Annotated in this window: 10 protein-coding genes; 9 read left to right on the forward strand and 1 reads right to left on the reverse strand. The window is 52.4% G+C overall.

The genetic code is table 11. The features are described 5' to 3' along the window. Positions 1-55 precede the first annotated feature (55 nt). On the reverse strand, positions 56-1,477 hold the full coding sequence (locus HG66A1_RS05860) for a tetratricopeptide repeat protein (protein WP_145181277.1): 1,422 nt from the start codon (positions 1,475-1,477) through the stop codon (positions 56-58). A gap of 764 nt (positions 1,478-2,241) precedes the next feature. Between HG66A1_RS05860 and nusA the strand changes: the two genes are divergently transcribed. From nusA to ruvB, 9 genes are all read left to right on the forward strand, one after another. Further along, positions 2,242-3,720 carry a transcription termination factor NusA gene (gene nusA / locus HG66A1_RS05865; protein WP_145181278.1) on the forward strand — a complete coding sequence of 493 codons (1,479 nt, stop codon included), beginning with the start codon at positions 2,242-2,244 and terminating at the stop codon, positions 3,718-3,720. Positions 3,721-3,829: 109 nt separating this feature from the next. Continuing rightward, positions 3,830-6,604, forward strand: a complete 2,775-nt coding sequence (gene infB, locus HG66A1_RS05870) for a translation initiation factor IF-2 (RefSeq protein ID WP_145181279.1) — start codon at positions 3,830-3,832, stop codon at positions 6,602-6,604. A gap of 38 nt (positions 6,605-6,642) precedes the next feature. Beyond that, entirely contained in the window at positions 6,643-7,062 is a 420-nt protein-coding gene (gene rbfA / locus HG66A1_RS05875) for a 30S ribosome-binding factor RbfA (RefSeq protein WP_145037480.1), read from the forward strand. 137 nt (positions 7,063-7,199) lie between these two features. After that, positions 7,200-8,066, forward strand: a complete 867-nt coding sequence (locus tag HG66A1_RS05880; RefSeq protein WP_145181280.1) for a hypothetical protein — start codon at positions 7,200-7,202, stop codon at positions 8,064-8,066. 336 nt (positions 8,067-8,402) lie between these two features. Continuing rightward, positions 8,403-10,664, forward strand: coding sequence for a tetratricopeptide repeat protein (locus tag HG66A1_RS05885; RefSeq protein WP_197997000.1), 2,262 nt, complete (start codon positions 8,403-8,405; stop codon positions 10,662-10,664). Positions 10,665-10,774: 110 nt separating this feature from the next. Continuing rightward, positions 10,775-11,527, forward strand: coding sequence for a YebC/PmpR family DNA-binding transcriptional regulator (locus tag HG66A1_RS05890; protein ID WP_145037486.1), 753 nt, complete (start codon positions 10,775-10,777; stop codon positions 11,525-11,527). A 40-nt stretch (positions 11,528-11,567) separates the two neighbouring features. Next, on the forward strand, positions 11,568-12,581 hold the full coding sequence (locus HG66A1_RS05895) for a zinc ribbon domain-containing protein (protein WP_145181282.1): 1,014 nt from the start codon (positions 11,568-11,570) through the stop codon (positions 12,579-12,581). A 49-nt stretch (positions 12,582-12,630) separates the two neighbouring features. Beyond that, positions 12,631-13,668 (forward strand): hypothetical protein, encoded by a 1,038-nt coding sequence (locus tag HG66A1_RS05900; RefSeq protein ID WP_145181283.1) that lies wholly within the window; start codon positions 12,631-12,633, stop codon positions 13,666-13,668. 145 nt (positions 13,669-13,813) lie between these two features. Continuing rightward, a complete protein-coding gene (gene ruvB, locus HG66A1_RS05905) occupies positions 13,814-14,884 on the forward strand; it encodes a Holliday junction branch migration DNA helicase RuvB (RefSeq protein ID WP_145181284.1) in 1,071 nt (356 codons plus the stop codon). The last annotated feature ends 23 nt before the right edge of the window (positions 14,885-14,907 follow it).

Consider the following 14,907-nt stretch of genomic DNA (forward strand, 5'->3'; position numbering starts at 1 on the left):
AAGCCCCGCCAGGATGATCCTGGCGGGGCTTTTTTTATTGTCTTCTCAGGGGAAATCAGAATTTCTTGAGTGCGTACTGTGCACCGCGGTAGGCGGACAGGTTGCGCATGCCGGTATTCAGTGACTGCTGGAAGTTCTGGGTGGCGGTTGCTGTGTCGCCGGCCAGCAGGGCTTTTTGTCCGATGAAGTAGTGTGCTTCACAGGTTTGTGCTTTAGCGCGTTGCGGGTCCTTCTGGTCAATAGATTTGAGCAGGTCTGCTTCGGTCACGCCGCCCATCAGATATGCGGTGAGCATGTCGACCGAGTCGCGCGCTTCGGGTTTCTCGGCGAGGACTGTCTGGAATTTTGCGTCCGCTTCTGCTTTCTGGTTGTTGCGGACCATGGCCAGGTAGACCCAGGGGTTGAGGACCTTCATCTGATCCTGTGCCAGTTGAGTGGCCTGGTTGAACTGGGTCAGGGCTTCGTTGTAATTCTGGTTGAAGAAGTAGGAGAAGCCCAGGTCGGAGTGCAGGGCGGGGTTCTGTGGGTCGAGTTGCACAGCGCGGGTCTGGTCCTGTATGGCTTCGGCGATTTTCCCTTGCAGCAGGCGGGCTTCCCCACGCATTCCCAGTACAAAAGGCTGTTCAGGGGCGATCGAGAGGGACTTGCTCAGGTCTGCTTCTGCAGTGTCGGGTTTGCCCCCTTCCAGGTAGGCGAAGCCGCGGTTGGTGATGGCGTGGTGATAGTTGGGGTCGAGCTGAATTGCCCGGGAGAAGTCATTGATTGCTTCCTGGAGCTTTCCCTGCTGCTGGTAGAACATCGCCCGGTTATTGTAGACCACGGGGGAATTGGGTTGTTTTTCGATGACCTGATTGAAGCTGGCCAGTGCCTGATCGTTTTCACCTGCCAGGGCGTAAGCGTCGGGCAGCGCGAGCAGGGCGGCGAAATGGTTTGGTGAGAGTTTGATGGTTTCTGAGAAGTCCTGTGCCGCTTCGCGGGGCTTGTTCAGAGGAAGATAAATCATGCCTCGCTGATAATGGAAGTTGGCGCGTTCCTCGGTGCTCAGGTTGGGGCGAGCCAGGACCTGGTTGGCCACATTCAGTGCTGTCTCGGCATGGCTTTTCTTGTTTTCCATGACGGCCAGGTTCATCATGCCGTACAGGTAGGGCAGGTAGTAATTGATGTTCTGGTTCTGGCTGTAGCGAATGGCTTCACGGGCATCACTGACACCTTCCCGGATCGTCTGGGTGTTTCCCTGTTCCCGACCTGATTCCACGCGGGCGCTGGCACGCAGGTAGTAGGCCACATGGTCGTCAGGCTTCTGCTGCAGCACCTGTGAGGCGAGTTGGACGGACTTGTTGTAGTCGCCCTGCTGCTGGGCCTGATCGGCCTGCATTTTCAGTTGAGCGAGTGGGTCGTTGGTGGTGGCGGTTGGTTGGGCTGCCGCGGCGAGGGGAAGCCCCAGGCAGAGGATCAGTGCAGGCAGTAAGCGAGCCATGGATGAGTTGTCCTTATTGAATTTCAGGCTTGATATTCAGATACTACAAACCCGGATCCGCAGAAAAAGGGTCGACGAATCCGGGAGTTCTCCTATGATACTATGATAGTTTGACGTTTTGATGGAGATCAATTTCCGGCCATCCCCGGGATTTCGGAAAAATGGACGTATGACGTCCCTGATCCAGGATTTGGAAATTGTATCTGTGTGGTCTGGCCGATTGAACACTGATTCGCTGACTTTCTGGTAAGCGGAAGCGCTGAAGTTAAGTCGTTGTGAAATAGTTGCCTGCGGTGCTTGACATCTGAACGCGCGAAGATTAATTTCTCAGAGTAGAGCATTAACCATGGTGCTCTATGCGCAATGGTTTTGCATACTGATGTTCAGTAGGCATTGTGTTTGCAAGGGGTGACATGCCAGTTTGGCTGTTTGTTTCTTTGTGATGAATCGGCATTCGTAAACTCGAATGGAGTCCTCTCATATGTAGGCTGGTTGGAACTCGAGCATTTGCTCACCAATCCGATTGTCGCGTTTGCTGCATTGAAAAATGCCAATCGCGGCTATGCCTGACTACCGTTTCTGCGGTGGTACGGGTAGTCATAAAGTGGGCATGTTCCCGCTTTTTTTTGTTAATGGCCTGGCCATAAACCAGTTGAGTCCTCAGGGCTCAGTTGATAACAGATAGAAATATGACCGACAGCGGTCTTGTTTGAGTAGTTTTCGAGTCAGTTGAATTATCAACTGTCGAATGAAGGAAACACATTATGGACGGTAAGGAAGTTCTCCGAATTGTTGATGCGATTCAACGCGATAAGAGCATCGATAAAGAGATCGTGTTCAGCGGGATTGAGCAGGCGATCCTGTCAGCGGCCCGCCGACACTTTGGGGATGATCAGGAATTGACGGTCGACATCGATCGTGAATCAGGCGAGCCAACCGTCTATTGTAATCAGGAACAGCTGGCACAGGACATCCTGGGAGAAATCCTGGGACGTGTGGCAGCCCAGACGGCTAAGCAGGTGATGATTCAGAAGATCCGTGAAGCAGAACGCGATACGGTATTTGATGAATACATGGAGATGCAGTACCAGTCCGTTTCCGGGACAGTGTCCCGGGTGGAAGGTGGCGCGGTACTGATTAACCTGGGGAAAATCGAAGGTATTCTGCCGCGTGGCGAGCAGATTCCCGGCGAATCATTCCGTGTAAATGACCGTGTGCGGGCGATCGTTCTGGATGTCCGTAAGGCGGGCAGCCGGGTGAAAGTGATTCTTTCGCGAACTCATCCTGACATGGTGCGTCGTCTGTTTGAACTGGAAATTCCGGAAGTGGCCGATCGGATTATTGATGTTCGGTCGCTGGCACGCGAAGCGGGTTATCGCTCGAAGGTCGCCGTCTCCTGTATCGACAGCAGCATTGACTGTGTCGGTGCTTGTGTGGGGATGCGTGGTGCCCGGATTAAAAATATTGTTGATGAACTGGCGGGCGAACGAATTGATATCGTCCGCTGGAACGATTCGCTGCAGGTACTGGTGCCTAATTCACTGCAACCTGCAGAGGTAGAAGATGTGATCCTCTGTCCGATGCTGGGCCGGGTGATCGTGCTGGTGCGAGATGATCAGTTGCCTCTGGCTATTGGCCGCAAGGGGCAAAATGTGCGTCTGGCATCGAAGCTGGTTGGCTGGGACATTGAAGTCATGACTCAGACCGAACTGGACGAGCAGCTTGATAAAACCGTGGAAGCCTTTTCCTCGATTCCGGGAGTCTCTGAAGAGCTGGCTGAAAGCCTGGTCTCTCAGGGCTTCTTCAGTTACTACGATCTGTCAGTGATTGAGCCGGATCAGCTGGCCGAACTGGGCGGTCTGACCGCCGAGCAGTGCGAGCAGATTGTCGAGGTTGCCGATCGTGAAAGCGAGCGGGTGGAAGCGGAAGAAGAAGCAATGAAACACGCGCAGCAGAATCAGCCGGCGGCAAAGGCACCGGCTGCACCTGCTCCGGGACTGTCCGATGTGGCAGCTACCTCGGAGTCGGAAGAAGCAGCTGCGCCTGTTGTTGAAGAGAGTGCAGCAGAGACTGAAACTGCTGAGTCTGAAGAAACTGCAACCGAGTCGGAACCAGTAGAGGAGCCGTCGGTTGCAGAAACTCAGACAGAAGAAACGACCGATTCTGAAGATGTGTCGAGTTCCACGGAAGAGCCTTTGCAGGTGGAAAGCGAAGCGGAAGAGTCGACAGAAAAGCAGGAATAAATCGTTTTATTACGAGTAAGTGTCAAGAGGCGCATGCCTCAACTGGCAGGGTGCCGGGGCTGAGAAAGCCTGCAGGCAAGTTGCCGATTTGTTCACGGGAGAAGGGCTGTTGAAGATTCGTATTTTTGCTCTTGCAAAAGAGTTGGGAATGGACAGCAAGGTGCTGATCGATGAATGTAACAAGGCGGGGGTGAAGCTCAAAAACTCCGCTTTGGCCAGCATCACGCCCGAGGAGCGCGATATCGTGATTGATTACCTCCAGAAGCAGGATCAGCCTGCTGAAGGAGCCAGTGATCAGACCGAACAGGCTGCGATGGCCCCCCAAAGGGAGCCTCAGAAGATGCGGACGATCAAAGCGATGACCTCGCGTCCTCAGCCATCCCGATCCTCTCAGAAAGCACGCACCGAAGAAGAGAAGCCGGAACTAGAAGAGGAAGTGTCTTCCGCTGATGTTGAGCAGACGGAAGACGCGACTGAAGCAGCAGTTGCTGAGCAGGCTGCTTCGGAAACAGATATTCCTTCTCAAGAGGTTTCAGAGCCTGTAGCTACCGAAGAACAGGTGGAAGAAGCTCCGAAATCCAAAGACGAAACTAAACCTGAAACCGATCAGGGAATGAGCCGTGATGATTATGTTCCGGCAGGGGGCGCGCCGACCTCCAGTATCCGCGAGATGAAACCGATTGGTTCTCCGCGGTCTTCCAAACCCCAGTCCAAATCGAAGAAAAATACTGCATTACCTTCCGTTGCTGCTCCACCGGCCTACAAACAGCCCGTGATTCCCAAGCAGAAGAAAAAAGAAGAGAAGGCGCAGAAGCCTGAGGTGCGTTTGACAGCAGATATCCTGGAACAAAAAAGTCCTCTGGCAGCACATCTGGCTCAGCATTCAGAGCAGAAGAAACGCGACAAAGATCGCGACGTGCAGGACGATGATTCGAAACAGCGTCGGGGCAGCCTGAGCCTGGTTGAGGCTCGAAAACAGCGTCGCGAGCAGCGTAAAGAAGGTCGCAGAGGTTTTAATACCGAAGGTGGCGAACAGCAGGACGTCGTCGGTCGTCGGCCTCGCCGGTCCAGGCGTAAGCATGATTCTTCCAATATCGTTCACAAGACAGAGGCTGAAGTGGAACTGCCAATGACAGTGCGGAGTCTCTCGGAAGCGATGGGACGTCCGGCAAAAACAATCATGTCGATCATGTTCAAAGAATTCGGTGAGATGGTCACCATCAATCAGATAATCGAAGAGGACACTGCTCTGGCCGTCGCCATGGAACTGGGCGTGGATCTGACATTCAAGAAGCAGAAAGGTGCTCTGGAACTGGTTGAGGAGATCGTGGAGCAGGAAGATGCTGCCGAAGATCTCGTCACACGTCCTCCGATCATCACCGTACTCGGTCACGTGGACCATGGTAAGACGACTCTGGTTGATACCTTGCGTAATTCCAAGGTTGTGGAAGGTGAAGCCGGTGGGATTACCCAGCACATCGCCGCTTACCAGGTTGAATATAATGGCCATAAACTGACGTTTGTTGATACTCCTGGTCACGCGGCATTCAGTGAAATGCGATCCCGTGGGGCTAACGTAACCGATATGGTTGTCCTGGTTGTTGCTGCAGACGACGGTGTGATGCCTCAGACTGCAGAAAGTATCAGTCATGTGAAAGCCTCGGAAGTTCCGATGGTCGTGGCGATGAATAAAATCGACCTGCCTGACATTAACGAACAGAAAGTGCTGCAGGAACTGACAGCACAGAATGTATTGCCCGCAGAGTGGGGTGGTGAAACAGAAGTCGTGCGTGTTTCCGCACTCAAGGGGACCGGCCTGGATAACCTGCTCGAAACCCTGCTATTGACCGCTGAACTGCATGAACTCAAAGCCAATCCCAATCGACCGGCTGTCGGGGTCTGTCTGGAAGGTTTCCGCGACGAAGGTCGTGGTTCAGTCGCCTGGTTGATCGTTCAGAAGGGTACCCTGCGGATCGGCGATGCCGTGATCTGCGGTAAATCCTATGGTTATATCCGTGCGATGTATGATGACCAGGATCAGCAGATTGAAGAGGCTCCACCATCCACTCCAATCAAGGTGACAGGTCTGGATTCAGTGCCTGGTGCTGGTGACCACTTTGTGGTTGTGGGCGATATCGAACAGGCCCGTGAACTGGCTGAAGAGCGTCGCCACGAAGGTCGAACCGATGTTCTGTCGCGTCATAGCGGTGGACCTCGAACGCTGGATGACATTCTGGGGTCGGCCCGTGAAGGTGCGATCCAGGATCTGCCGCTGATTATCAAAGCAGATACGCCTGGTTCACTGGAAGCAATTCGCAGCGAAATCAACAAGTTTGAGCATCCGGAAGTCCGGGTGAAAATCCTGCACGAAGGTATTGGCGGTGTGAACGAGAGTGATGTCTATCTCGCAACCGCTTCCAATGCGATTATCATCGCCTTCCATGTGGTTGCTGAAGACCGGGCGATGAGCCTGGCAACTCAGGAAGATGTCGAGATCCGTCGCTACAGCATCATCTATGAAGTTGTGGATGATATCCGGGCTGCACTGGAAGGCCTGCTGCGACCTGAACTGGTGCAGGAACAGACGGGGCGGGCACTCGTACTGCAGACATTCTCGATCAGCCGCTTTGGAAAGATCGCCGGTTGCCGGATTCTCAATGGAACCATCAACCGCAATGACCGGGTGCATTTGATCCGGGATCAGAAAATTCTGAATCAGTATCCGATTGCGTCGCTGAAGCGTGAGAAAGATGATGTCAAGGAGGTTCGGGAAGGCATGGAGTGCGGTATTCTCTTGTCCGGTTTCAATGACATTAAAGAGGGAGACCTGCTGGAAGCATTCCGGATTAACGAAGTCAAACGAACTCTGGATTCGAGCTCATAAGCAGCTGCGATCAGACAGGGAATGCAGGCGAGAACTGAATGACATCACGTCGACTAGCAAAAATCGCTCAGGCGATAAAAGAAACGGTAAGTACAACGGTCCTGTTTCAGCTGCGCGATCCTCGGATCAGCAATGTGACAGTATTACACGTTGAAGTTGCACCTGATGTGCAGTCAGCCAAGGTCTATATTTCGATCATGGGAGATGAGCGGACAAAAGCACTCTGTATGCATGGACTGGAGTCGGCCCGCGGGTTCATCCAGTCCAAAATTGCAGATCGCATTCAGACCCGCTACACGCCGGTGATCAAGTTTGTCCAGGACACTGCCGTCAAAGATACCATGGATACGCTTCGTATTCTGGATGAGTTACAACACGAGAGAGAACAGGAAGAGGCCACACAGCATCTTTCTTCTGAAGAAGATGGTCCTCTTGAAGAGGCGCCACCGGAAGATTGAGGGACAGCGTTGATGTGAGTAAGCACAGACGCTGTTTTCATATTCATTCCTTTTGAAATAACTCAAATATTACGCAGACAGATATGGTTGCTAAAAAAATATCGACGTCGGATAAACAGGCGATTTGCAAAAAGTTGATGACGCTCCTGAAGAAGCGGTATTCAGCAACATTACCCAAATACGACCGTCCTGTCCTGGAAACGATCCTGCACGGCATCTGTCTTGAGAATACAACGAACGAGCTGGCAGATCAGGTGCTGGAAGATCTGCTCGACGGGTTCCATGATCTGAACGAGATTCGGGTCAGCACCATTTCCGAACTGGAACCGGTCTTTGCTTCTGTGGGTGATGCGGAGTGGCGTTCGTATCGAATCCGCTCGGTACTGCAGTATGTCTTCGATAAGGAATTCTGTTTTGACCTGGAAGGGATGCGTAAGAAGACCCTGGAACAGGCTCAGAAACAGTTGACCCGCATGAAGGCTCTGACGCCATTTGTGCTGAATCATACGTTACAGGTGGTGCTGGGCAGTCACCTGGTCCCGGCAGATGAGAAGATCCTGAATGCCAGCAAATGGCTGGGCCTGCTGCCTGCGGATGAGAGTATTGAGACTGCCAGTGACAGCCTGAAATCAACCGCGCGGAAATCGGATGCTCCTCTGTTGAGTCACCTGCTGCGTTGTCTGGCCACCGATGAAGAACTGCAGGCTGATTTTAATCTGGATAAGAATCCGCTGCCCGAGGATGGCGTGGATCTGATGGATGCTCCCAGTCGGCTGGAAGATCTGTTTGCCAATCCGCTGTCGAAGCAGAAAAAGAAGACAGTGAAGAAAAAGAAGGCTGCTGTCAAAGGCAAGAAGGCGGTCACCAAAGTCAAAAAGAAGGTTCCAGCCAAAAAGACCAAGTCAGTTAAAAAGGCTGTGAAGAAAACGGCTGCCAAGACCTCAGCGACAAAAAAGACCACCAAAAAGAAGGTGCCGAAGAAGTCTTCGTCGACTAAAAAATAGAGCTGCTTTACTCTGACGCTTTTGAGTTTCTGCTGTTTTGTACCGCTACCGCTTCCCCTCTTCACATGGACGGTATGCGTATTCTTTTAGAGTCCCAGCTGAAAAAACGGGATTCCGGCAAAAGCAGGCTTGGAGAAGATAGTGAAAACGCGTTACAATGGATGCACGCATTGATTGTATCTGCTGATGCTGTCACTGTTTTCCACAGCCCGAATCAGGGCTGTCTGTGGCGTTTCCTGTAGCTGATCCGCTCGGGCTGACTGATGTCCGACGAATACCGGTTGGGGAATGCACTCGAGAGTAAATGAAATCTCTGTTTTTAATGGAGTTCAAATTATGAGTCGGTCTATCAAAATGCCAGTCTGTGGCTGGCTGTTCCTGCCCGCCGTTTTGCTTCTTCTCATTCCAGCGGCGCTTACGGCAGAGATGCCCGGGAAGAAGGGAGATGAACCAGCTCAAAAGCAGGCCTCGCCTAAAGTGATCACTCTGGAAGAGGGCATTGCGGATGATGTGACGCTCCCCTTTGTGCCTGCCAAGCCTCGTTCGAAAACCGAGCAGAAAAAGATTGATTCCGCCGCCTGGTATATGACAGGGCGGATGCGCGAAGCACGCAACGATTTCGTCGGAGCGTATGAAGCGTATAAGCTGGCGATGGAAGACAATCCGAATTCACTCGAAATTTACCGGGTACTGATTCGTCTGGCCTCCGGACTGGATAAAACAGACGAAGCCATTCAATATGCCCAGAAAGCCGTCGAGCTCGATCCGGGTGATTATGAGCTGATGCGGAAACTGGGGCTGCATATGGCTGGTCAGGGCCGTTTTGAAGAAGCGGTCAACTTTCTGGAGAAGGCTTCCGAGTCTCCCGCGATCGATAAGAAGTCTGGTGTCTACGTCATAATCAAACACGATCAGGCCAATCTGTATGAACGTCTGGGGAAAAAGGAAGAAGCGGCCCAGTGCTGGGAAGTCGTATTTAAGGCGCTGACCAAGCCGGATGATTATACGTTCGAATTCAATACCCGGGCTCAACTTGAAGCCAAGCAGGGCAAGCTTTTCGAGCGGATTGGTCAGTCATTTCTGGAGACCGATCGTCTGAAACTGGCTGTGGAAGCTTTTAACAAAGCAGCAGAATCACAGAAGGGGCGTCCCGGGATTCTCAAGTATCACCTGGCGCAGGTCTACTATCGTTCGAAACAGTATCAGCAGGCACTCGACTCACTGCAGTCTTATTTCGATGAACAGCTGCAATCGAAAGGACGCAAGGCTTATGAGTTCCTCGGAGAAATTCTGGTGGCTTTGAATCAGTCAGACGAACTGATTCCCCGTCTGGAAAAACTGGCTGAAAAAGACAAGTATAACCGGACCCTGCACTATTACCTGGCTGAGCAGTATGGAGAGGCCGGACGATTCGATGACGCCGAAAAGACTTACAAGGCATCAATCGGAGAATCATCAGACATCGAGGGGCTGGCAGGTCTCTTGAGGCTTTATGAAAAGAATCAGAAATACGAACAACTGATTACAACCCTCTCTGAAATCGTGCAGTCCGGTGAAGGAATCCGCAAAATTCAGCCGGACCTGCAGCGGATGTCTGAGGACAAGAAGCTGGTAAATGCCCTGGTCGCAGAAGCACAAAAACAAAAAAAGAAAGATCCGCCGGGAGTCGATGTCTTTTCGGCATTCATCATTGCCAAACTGGCGGCCGAAGCGGGTGACAACAAGGCTGCTGGAGAATTTTACGAGTACGCCATTGATGCAGCAGGGAAACACGCTAAACCCCAGATCCGTGGTAACTGGACGCTGTTGATTCTGCAGGAGTACAGCACTTTACTGCGCGAGGAAGGGAAGTACGGCGAACTGTCTGACCTGTTGCGGAAAGCGGTTGAGAATCCTTTGCTGGCACCGCAGCGAATTAACCTGATGTCGTTTCTGGCTGACGCACTGGAGCGGAATGGAGAGACTGAAGCGGCCCTCAAAGTCAACGAGGAAGCACGCCAGGCTGCTCCGCGATTTCCGATGCTCGACTATCAGCATGCCTGGATCTACTACCATGCACATGACTGGGATAATGCAATCGAGCAGATTCAGAGCTTCATGAAAAAATATCCTCAGCAGCAAGACCGGATCTATGAGGTCAAGATGATGCTCTCAAACAGTTATGTTCAGAAGGGGGACATCGCCAAAGGTGAGAAAGTGCTTGAGGAGATGCTCGCAGAAGATCCGAGCAGTCCCTCGATCAACAACGATCTGGGATATCTCTATGCAGACCAGGGAAAGAACCTGGAGAAGGCGGAAAAGATGATCCGGATTGCTCTGAAGTCGGAACCAGACAACATGGCTTACCTCGACAGTATGGGCTGGGTGCTGTTCAAGCTGAAGAAGTACGAAGAGGCCGTGGGATATCTGGAAAAGGCCAGCAAACTTCCCGGAGGGGGAGACAGTACGATCCTGGACCATTTGGCAGATTGCTACCATAAGTTGAATAAGAACGAGCAGGCTGCTGAACTCTGGAAAAAAGCTCTGGAAGCAGCCCGGAAAGCAACTCCTCCTGACACCAAACTGATTGATCAGATCCAGCAAAAACTGAGTCAGTGATCGATTTCAATCCCCTGTGAGTTTTTGTACTATTGGCACAAATCCATTCCATGCTGCGTGATTTCCGCGCAGACATCTTCCACCTATATTGAGTTAAGCGAAATACATCCATGGCAGGTCATTCACACTGGGCTAATATCGCCGCCAAGAAAGGGGTGGTAGATAAAAAGCGAGGGAAACTCTTTGGCAAATTAAGTCGCGCTATCATCGTGGCTGCTCAGCATGGGGGTGGGGATCCGGTAATGAACCTGGCCCTGCGTTATGCGATCGATAAAGCCCGCAAGGCCAGTATGCCTAAGGAGAACATCGACCGGGCTGTCAAAAAAGGCTGCGGCGAACTCTCCGGAGAGAATTTTGAAGAACTGGTTTATGAAGGCTATGGTTCAGCCGGTGTCGCCGTGCTGTGTGATATTCTGACTGAAAACCGCAACCGGACGGCAGGGGAAGTTCGAAAAATCTTCGAAGTACACGGCGGTAATCTGGGCAGCACTGGTTGTGTTGCCTGGATGTTTGAGCGGAAGGGACTGTTTCTGGTTCCCTGTGAAAACGTGGAAGAGGATGAGTTGTTCGAAATCGCCCTGGAAGCGGGCGCCGATGACGTTAAAGCAAATGGCGATGTCTACGAGGTGACCTGCAGTGTGGAAGCATTCCAGCAGGTGGCAGATGAATTCGAACAGAAACAGATTCCCACCAATCTGGCAGAAATTTCACGGATTCCCGAGACAACTGTAGACTTGGACGTGGAAGATGGTAAAAAAGTGCTCAAACTGATGGAAGCACTGGAAGACCATGATGATGTGCAGAGCGTCACAGCGAACTTCAACATTCCAGACGAAATCATGGCCGAGGTCATGGCCGAATAGCTAACAACATTGACAACCTGATTTTGAGGGGGACAGCGGCTTGACGATTGAATTTAGTTGCTCACACTGTGACAAAGTTCTCAAAACTTCAGACGACAAAGCCGGCCGCAGAGCAAAATGTCCCCAGTGCGGCGAAGCGGTGACCGTACCGGCGCCGACAGCAGATGTCAGTGCTGACGATGGCTTTGGTGAATTTGACGCCCCCGTCCCGGAGGAGTCCAGCTTTCTGGGAGAGCAGACGGTCAGCGAGGAACAGAGTTTTCTCGCCGGTGGTCAGCAGGTTTGCCCGATGTGTGGTGAATCGGTCCCTGCAGGCGCTGCGAAATGTGACTACTGCGGTGAGACCCTGAAAGCAACGACTGGCTCTGGTCGAGGTGGATGGGAACCCCGGATCTTCAGCATCAATGACACATTCTCCCGTGCCTGGGAGCTTTATAAAGCCAATCTCGGAATGGTCATTGCCATTCCTCTGGTCGCCGGCAGTATTTATTTTGTGGCTTCCATGGTCATCGGAATTTTCATGCAGATCGTCCAGAATGCGGTCCTGCAGGGAGGAGGACGCGGAGAAGGGACCCTGGTGGCAATTGCAGTCCTGGCGCTCATGCAGAATTTCATGACCTACTGTGTCATGTTTTATTTTCAGCTGGGAGGGCAGAGGGTCTTCCTGCAACTGGCCCGCGGAGAGAACCCTGAATTCAATGAACTCTTCAGTGGAGGTCCGTTTCTGGGGCGGATGATTCTTTGCAGTATCATTTACGGACTGGTAGTCACGCTGGGATTCATCGCTTTGATCATTCCCGGAATCATTCTGTTGCTGATGTTCTGGCCTTACTCTTTTATCCTGATCGATCGGGATCTGCCGGGGATTGAGTCATTTAAAAAGGCAAAAGAAGTCATGGCCGGCAACAAGTTGAATTTCCTCGGGCTGTCCATTTTAAGCTTCCTGATCACGGTGGTCGGGGGGATTGTGACTTTGTTCGTCGGTTTGATCTTGATTGTCCCCTTTACTTACATGCTTCAAACGGTTGCCTACGCCGAAATGACTAACCAGTAATTGATGGTTGCTGAAACGCCGCGAAATCATCTGAGAAAGTCCTGATTCGTTGACGATTGAGTTTGAGTGCCCGTTTTGCCAGAAAGTATTGTCTGCTCCTGACGATAAGGCGGGAAGCCTGGCACGATGCCCTCAGTGCACTGAAACAATTTCCGTTCCGCGTCCCGATGACTCTTTGGCTGCTGACGTCTACGACGATTTCTTCGAGGAACCACCCCTCCGGCAGCCTGCCACTGAGACTGTGGAATGCCCCATGTGCGGGGCTGTGAACCTCAAATCCGATGACGCGTGTACCGATTGTGGAGAGATCCTTAGCCGGAAATCAGTAACAACAGACGAGTATCAGTCAATCAAAGTCGGGCAGGTCCTGGACCGTTCCTGGCAGCTGTTCTGGGAATACCCGGGGCTTTGTCTACTCGGTCCGCTGCTGGCCAATATTCTGTTTGCCTGCTTCGCAGGACTACTGTTGGGTGGCTTTATTCTGTTCTGCATGGGGCTGGATTCGGTGATGCCGGAAGGTCCTCTGATGGTATTGAGTGTGGCATTTCTGGGGCTGATCCTGGTCATTGTGACGCTCTATGGTGCCGCTTACTGTGAGCTGGGAAAAGTGCTCCTGTTTCTGAAAGTGGCGCGAGACCATCAGCCCGTCATGGGGGACTTGTTCGCGGGCAGACCTTTTATAGGCCGGATGGTTCTCTGCACAATCCTGTTTCAGGGACTCATCTTCTTTGCCAATCTGATTTTTGCGTTGCTGGGATATGTACTGGCCCTGATGTTCTGGCCTTATCCCTATCTGCTGGTAGACCGAAACCTGCCCGGGGTCGATGCTTTCGGCAAGTCGGTTGATGTCACCAAGGGAAATCTGCTGACATTGTTTCTGATATTTCTTTCGCTGTTTGGGCTGGTTCTGCTGGGAGTCGCAGCATTATTTGGGATCTCGTTTCTGCTGGTGTATTCTCTGGAACTACCATTTGAGGCAGTGCTGGGAGGAGCCATTCTGCTGAGCCTTCCGGCGACGGTCTTCTTTTACTCTTATGTATTACTGGTCAAAGCGGTAGCCTACGCGCAGATTACGCACTCACCGTGAACTTTTTCGACTTTCGAGCTGTCAGAATTCTCCAGAGCCTGCCTGTCTGGGTTTTACGTCAGGGGAGTCTGTCTGCTATGATACCAGCCGATTCGCAGAGGCCGTGGGGTCTCCGGGTGATATACATAAGGTCCTGGTCGAAACTATGGTTCGTGAGCCTGTAATTAGAGGGGAAGACGAGCCGGAAGATGATTTTTCCGGTGGTGGCGGGGGCTGGAATTCCGGCTATCTGGCTGATGATCCTGAATACGATGACGAACTCAGGCCCCAACGCTTAAGTGAAGTGGTCGGTCAGCGACAGGTCGTGGAACGTCTGGAGGTCTTCCTGGATGCGACCCGAAAGCGGAATGAGCCGCTGGGGCACCTGCTGCTGGATGGTCCGCCTGGTCTGGGAAAGACGACCCTGGCGTCCGTATTGCCTCGCGAACTGGGAACCGAACTGCAGATCACGTCTGGTCCTGCACTCAGTGCCCCAAAAGACCTGCTGCCTTACCTGACCAATGCCAGCCACGGCTCGTTCCTGTTTATTGATGAAATTCACCGAATGCCGGCGACCGTGGAAGAATTTATTTATCCGGCCATGGAAGATTTTCGAGTCGATATCACCCTGGGTGAAGGATTGAATGCCCGGACGGTGAATATGAAACTGCAGAAATTCACCGTTATTGGTGCGACGACACGCAGCGGGATGCTGACCGCGCCGCTGCGGGATCGCTTTGTTCGTCGCGAGCACCTCGATTTTTATGAAGACCAGGATCTGATCGAAATTGTGCGGCGGAATGCCCGCAAACTCAGAACACCGATCACTGACGATGCTGCTTTTGAAATTGCCCGCCGCAGCCGAGGCACCCCACGTAAGGCAAATAACCTGTTACGCTGGGCGCGGGACTTTGCGACGAGCAAGGCAGATGGTAATATTACCGATGAAGTCGTCAAGCGGGCATTTGACATGCTGGAAATCGATCAGATTGGTCTGGAACGCCAGGACCGCCGGTACCTGGAGACTCTGATCAAGACATTTTCCGGCGGGCCTGCAGGAGTCCAGGCGCTGGGACACAGTCTGAATATCCCGGCTGATACGCTGGAAGATGAAGTCGAGCCGTTTCTACTGCGTTCCGGTTTCATTCAGCGTTCTCCCCGCGGGCGAATCGTCACGATGGCGGCATTGGAGCATTTGAAGCTCAATCCCCCCGATGCGGGTCCCCTGTTTCGATAAGTTAGCACGCCAGGCGTCTCTGA

Source organism: Gimesia chilikensis, assembly GCF_007744075.1.
In the GTDB taxonomy this organism is placed as follows: domain Bacteria; phylum Planctomycetota; class Planctomycetia; order Planctomycetales; family Planctomycetaceae; genus Gimesia; species Gimesia chilikensis_A.